This window comes from Gordoniibacillus kamchatkensis (genome assembly GCF_000829455.1).
Lineage (GTDB): Bacteria > Bacillota > Bacilli > Paenibacillales > NBRC-103111 > Gordoniibacillus > Gordoniibacillus kamchatkensis.
In genome coordinates this window covers 1-2,079 of sequence record NZ_JXAK01000137.1, presented here as the reverse complement: position 1 = coordinate 2,079, position 2,079 = coordinate 1, and the positions used below count along the sequence as shown (strand labels likewise).

Genomic DNA, 2,079 nt, shown 5'->3' with positions numbered 1-2,079 from the left:
GACGAGGTTGATAGGTTCGAGGTGGAAGCGCAGCAATGCGTGGAGCTGACGAATACTAATCGGTCGAGGGCTTATCCAAAACATAGAGCTTCTACTGCGTAACGTTTCGTATCTAGTTTTCAGGGAATAGCCCTGAATAACAATGCATTTAGGAACTCATGGAGAGATACCCAAGTGGCTCAAGGGGACCCTCTGCTAAGGGGTTAGACTGCGTAAGTGGTGCGAGGGTTCGAATCCCTCTCTCTCCGCCACATGTTCCCAAATGCATACATATGGCGGTGTAGCTCAGCTGGCTAGAGCGTACGGTTCATACCCGTGAGGTCGGGGGTTCGAGCCCCTCCACCGCTATTAAACCCCACAAAGTAACGTGGCGCTGATGGAGCGTATGCCGATTACTTTGCGGGGACCTCGAATGCTTGGTACAAATAGTAAGGGCGCTTAGCTCAGCTGGGAGAGCATCTGCCTTACAAGCAGAGGGTCGGCGGTTCGATCCCGTCAGCGCCCATCGTTTTACCCAAAAAAGTGACGTGAAGCTTCGCAGCTTATCCCGTTTGCTTTTTCGGAGCCCGTAACACCTTTTATCGCGGAGCCGTGGTGTAGAGGCCTAACATGCCTGCCTGTCACGCAGGAGACCGCGGGTTCGAATCCCGTCGGCTCCGCCATTTTTATTATCGGCGTCAATGGGCAACATAAGCATAGTTACATAAGGCTCGGTAGCTCAGTTGGTAGAGCAGAGGACTGAAAATCCTCGTGTCGGCGGTTCGATTCCGTCCCGAGCCACTTGTTGTTTCGTCAAACCGCCGAACGGCGCTGGCGGAACGTATAACCCGGAGGCTTAGCGAAGTGGCCAAACGCAGCAGACTGTAAATCTGTTCTCTGACGAGTTCGGTGGTTCGAATCCATCAGCCTCCACCATACATACTTTAAGAGCCATTAGCTCAGTCGGTAGAGCACCTGACTTTTAATCAGGGTGTCGAAGGTTCGAGTCCTTCATGGCTCACGTTTATAATGACAAAAACAATGACTCGGTCGCCGAAAGCTGCGATTGGGTCTTTTTCTATTTTTTGCTATGATATCGTGCATTGTTGATCTTTGCGAATGGTAAGTCCTATAATTTGAGTAACATTGAAGTTTGGGGACGATTCGCCCGTGAGCCTCAACTTTTGAGTGCAGACAAGATGAGGTGAGCCCTTTGGCAAAAAAAGCAGTGGATGATGCCTCCTGAAATTGCAAAACTATTCATTTTCAGGAGGCTAATCGAAATGAAATCAAATATGGAGTCCGTTCCGTCCGAATCCCTTTGGAAGCCGGCATCGACAAATCTGCTCTTGGCGGTGCTTGCTTTGTCTGTCCTCGTGGCCGCGGTAACAGTGGATATGGTTACCCCGGTGCTTGCTCTTATCGCTGAACAACTGGCAGTTTCGGAGGCGCAAGTCAGCTGGGTCGTGAGCGGCATCGCTCTTGTACTGGCGGTTGGCGTTCCGCTGTACGGACGCATGTCCGATTTTATCGAGTTGAGAACATTATACTGCTCTGCCGTGGCGATTTTGTGTGCGGGAAGCTTGCTGTGCGCCGTCGCGGCTGGCGTCTTAGGTGCCGGGATCGCTTTCGCGCTGACGAACTCGCCCGCCAACAACGCCGCGATAAACTCGTAGGCGCAAAATCAGATCGGTGTCGGTATTGGCCTGTTCCAAGGGGCTTTGTACCTTGGGGCCGGAGTCGGAGCAGGCGTAATCGGGGTAGTGCTTTCCGCACGACGGGAAGCGGCGGACGCCTGGAATCCACTGTACGGACTTCACGCCGTAACTTATTCGGACGCGTTTCTGGCGGCGACCGCCAGTGTCTTGATCGCCTGGATGGCAGCCTTGGGCTTACGAAACGACGGCTGACAAAGGACTGCGCCAAGGAATGCGAGGCTTCGGGGGATCGTCGACATTTTTCTGGTCCGCTTGTATGCAGCGGTAAAACAAATAAGATATAACAAAAAAGCCCGGCAGCACAATGAAGTGCACCCCTTAGAATAGACATTGGAAAAACCCCTAGGTTAATCCGATGATTTCTAAGGGGTGCATTTTTTAT

The 2,079-nt window shown here is 52.2% G+C and carries 1 protein-coding gene, 7 tRNA genes and 1 rRNA gene; all 9 read left to right on the top strand.

What is annotated here, in order from left to right:
• A 23S ribosomal RNA gene (locus SD70_RS32435) occupies positions 1-79 on the top strand; the annotation flags it as partial.
• Positions 80-160: 81 nt separating this feature from the next.
• A tRNA-Ser gene (locus tag SD70_RS32430) sits at positions 161-251 on the top strand.
• Between the two features lie 23 nt (positions 252-274).
• A tRNA-Met gene (locus SD70_RS32425) sits at positions 275-348 on the top strand.
• A gap of 84 nt (positions 349-432) precedes the next feature.
• Positions 433-505: transfer RNA gene (locus SD70_RS32420), tRNA-Val, on the top strand.
• A gap of 80 nt (positions 506-585) precedes the next feature.
• Positions 586-662 (top strand) — tRNA-Asp (locus SD70_RS32415).
• Between the two features lie 45 nt (positions 663-707).
• A tRNA-Phe gene (locus SD70_RS32410) sits at positions 708-780 on the top strand.
• 49 nt (positions 781-829) lie between these two features.
• Positions 830-915: transfer RNA gene (locus SD70_RS32405), tRNA-Tyr, on the top strand.
• A 12-nt stretch (positions 916-927) separates the two neighbouring features.
• Positions 928-1,000, top strand: a tRNA-Lys gene (locus SD70_RS32400).
• Positions 1,001-1,262: 262 nt separating this feature from the next.
• A complete protein-coding gene (locus SD70_RS40610) occupies positions 1,263-1,655 on the top strand; it encodes an MFS transporter (RefSeq protein ID WP_052488134.1) in 393 nt (130 codons plus the stop codon).
• Positions 1,656-2,079: the final 424 nt, after the last annotated feature.